The organism is Streptomyces sp. NPDC048612 (assembly GCF_043199295.1).
GTDB lineage: Bacteria > Actinomycetota > Actinomycetes > Streptomycetales > Streptomycetaceae > Streptomyces.
This window is the reverse complement of record NZ_JBICVV010000062.1, coordinates 1-2,941: the sequence shown is the minus strand read 5'-3', so window position 1 is coordinate 2,941 and position 2,941 is coordinate 1. Positions and strand designations below refer to the sequence as shown.

Here is a 2,941-nt window from a genome sequence, read left to right as displayed (position 1 = left end):
GACCAGTCCACTGTGCCGCCGTGGGCGTGGAGTTGACCGAGCGCGGTGACGAGGTTCGTCGCCTCGTTGCGGTCCTTGCGCAGGACCGGAACGAACAGCGCGTCCTCGGCCTCGGTGAGCACGCCTTGCGCCATCGCCGTCAGGACACCGTCCGGACCCAGTTCGACGAAGCGGGTGACGCCCTGTGCGTGGAGGGTGTGGACGCCGTCGGCGAAACGGACCGCCTCACGGACATGCCTCACCCAGTAGTCAGGAGTGGAGAGTTCCGGACCCGCGATCTCGCCCGTGAGATTGGAGACGACCGGGATACGCGCGGTCTCGTACGACAGCGAGGCCGCGACCGCACGGAAGTCCTCCAGCATCGGCTCCATACGAGCCGAGTGGAACGCGTGACTGACCGACAGCCGCTTGACCCGCGCGCCCTGTTCGGCGAGTACGGCGGCGACCTGCTCCACCGGAGCCTCGTCACCGGAGATCACCACCGCACGCGGACCATTCACCGCCGCGACCGACACACCCGCGACCAGAACGGCACGGACCTCATCCTCAGCGGCTTCCACCGCGACCATGGCCCCGCCCTCCGGCAGGGCATCCATCAGCCGGCCACGAGCAGCAACCAGCGCACACGCGTCATCGAGCGAGAGCACACCGGCCACGTGCGCAGCCGCGACCTCTCCGACCGAATGACCGAGCAGGGCGTCAGGACGTACACCCCACGACTCCACCAGCCGGTACAGGGCAACCTCGACCGCGAACAGAGCCGCCTGCGTGAACCGCGTACGGTCCAACAGCCCCTCCCCGCCCCCATCGAACACCACACCCTTCAAAGACCGACCCAGCTCACCATCCAACCGGGCACAGACCTCGTCGAAGACCTCCGCGAACACCGAATACGCGGCATACAACTCCCGCCCCATACCAGCCCGCTGAGCACCCTGCCCCGTAAACAACAACCCCAGGCCACCCGTAGACACCGGCCCACGAACCTTCAGGTCCCCCAGCCCAGCGAGCAGCTCATCCCGCGACGAACCCACCACCACAGCCCGGTGCTCCAACACCGCCCGAGACGTCACCAACGAGAAACCCACATCCACCGGCGACTCATCCGCAACAGACACCGCAGCCGCCAACCGCACCGCCTGATCCCGCAACGCCGCCTCCGACTTACCGGAGAGGAGCCAAGGAACCGGTCCTTCGACCCCAGCCGTCGCGGGCTCGGGCACCAGAGGGACGGACGGCCCCTGCTCAAGGACGATGTGCGCGTTCGTACCGCTGAACCCGAAGGAGGAGACGCCTCCCCGGCGCGGACGCCCGGCCGTGTCCGGCCAGTCCCGCGCCTCCATCAGCAGCTCCACAGTTCCCGCCGTCCAGTCGACGTGCGGGGTCGGCTCGTCCACGTGCAGCGTCTTCGGAAGGACTCCATGCCGCATGGCCTCGACCATCTTGATCACGCCGGCCACACCCGCGGCGGCCTGCGTGTGACCGATGTTCGACTTCACCGAACCCAACCACAACGGCCGGTCCCCGTCACGCCCCTGCCCATACGTCGCCAGCAACGCCTGCGCCTCGATCGGGTCACCCAGCTTCGTACCCGTACCGTGCGCCTCCACCGCATCCACATCGGCCGGAGTCAGACCGGCGCTCTCCAGCGCCGCCCGGATCACCCGCTGCTGCGACGGACCATTCGGAGCCGTAAGCCCATTCGACGCACCGTCCTGGTTCACCGCGCTGCCCCGCACGACCGCGAGCACCTCGTGACCATTGCGCTCGGCGTCCGAAAGACGCTCGACGAGCAGCATGCCCACGCCCTCACCCCAGCCCGTACCGTCGGCCACACCCGCGAAGGCCTTACAGCGGCCATCCTCCGCGAGACCGCCCTGGCGGCTGAACTCGATGAACGCGCCCGGCGTCGACATCACCGTCACGCCACCGGCCAGGGCAAGGTCGCACTCGCCCTGGCGCAGCGACTGGGCGGCCCAGTGCAGCGCGACGAGCGACGACGAGCACGCCGTGTCCACCGTCACCGCCGGTCCCTCAAGACCGAACGAGTACGAGAGCCGGCCCGAGACCACGCTCGCCGCGTTGCCCGTCGCGACGTAACCACCCACGTCCTGGGGCGCGTCCATGAGCAGTGAGGCGTAGTCCTGGCCGTTGGTGCCGATGAAGACACCGGACCTGCTGCCCCGCAGCCCGGCCGGGTCGAGGCCCGCGCGCTCGAAAGCCTCCCACGAGGTCTCCAGGAGCAGCCGCTGCTGCGGGTCCATGGCCAACGCCTCACGCGGCGAGATCCCGAACAACTCCGCGTCGAACTCGGCCACGTCGTAGAGGAAGCCGCCCTCGCCGGTCGCCGAGGACAACGACGTCACGTCCCAGCCGCGGTCGGTGGGGAACGCGCCTACCGCGTCCATCCCCTCGGCGAGCAGGTTCCACAGACGCTCGGGCGATTCGACGCCGCCGGGGAAGCGGCAGGCCATGCCGACGATCGCGATCGGCTCGCCGGCGACCGCACGCCTCGTTTCGAGCGGCGCGTCGTGGTCGACGGCCGACCCGAGTAGCTGCTCCTGGAGGTGGCGGGCGAGTTCGATCGGCGAGGGATAGTCGAAGACCAGGGTGGCAGACAGGCTGAGTCCCGTGAGGGCGCTGAGGACGTTCTTCAGCTCCACCGCGGTCAGCGAGTCGAAGCCCATCTCACGGAAGGCACGGCCCTCCGGGAGATCAGCGGCGGAGCCATGTCCCAGGATGGCCGCCGCTGTCTCCCGTACGGTCGTGCTCAGCAGATACAGGCTCTCCGTCTCGCTCAACCCACTCAACCGGTCGCGCAGCTCTGCATCGGCCGACGTGTTGCCACCCGCCCCCACCACAGCACGCGCTTCGCTGATGCGGTCGAGGAAGGGGCTGGGGCGTACGGCGGTGTAGGCCGGGGCGAAGGTGGCCCAGTCGA

At 69.1% G+C, this 2,941-nt stretch carries 1 protein-coding gene; it reads right to left on the bottom strand.

Going from position 1 to position 2,941, the window contains the following annotated elements; all coding sequences use genetic code 11:
- Positions 1-2,941, bottom strand: a 2,941-nt coding sequence (locus tag ACGFN2_RS35865; protein ID WP_393367178.1) for a beta-ketoacyl synthase N-terminal-like domain-containing protein, incomplete at both ends; no start/stop codon positions are given.